The organism is Aquirufa aurantiipilula (genome assembly GCF_019923745.1).
GTDB classification, from domain to species: domain Bacteria; phylum Bacteroidota; class Bacteroidia; order Cytophagales; family Spirosomataceae; genus Aquirufa; species Aquirufa aurantiipilula.
Map to the genome: position 1 here is coordinate 1 of NZ_JAANOG010000063.1, position 250 is coordinate 250.

A 250-nucleotide genomic window follows, 5' to 3' on the forward strand; every position below is an offset into this window, starting at 1 on the left:
AAGTACCTGTGATAGCCGAAGTAGTACCTGTAACCGTAGTTGAAGTTCCAGCCACGGTATGTGTGGTGAATACGACTGTTGCCACACCACTTGCATTGGTAGTCGAAGTAGCTGTAGCAAAACTACCGTTAGCATCAGACTTAGTCCAAGTAACGGTTTGTCCTGAAGTACTTACTGGGTTGTTGTTAGCATCCGCCAATTGAGCGGTGATGGTTACTGTAGCCCCAGCCACAGGAGATGAAGATGAAGA

General features: G+C 47.2%; 1 protein-coding gene. It reads right to left on the minus strand.

Annotated features, from left to right (window positions below):
* On the minus strand, positions 1-250 hold a 250-nt coding region (locus G9H60_RS13365; protein ID WP_223144528.1), incomplete at both ends, for a hypothetical protein.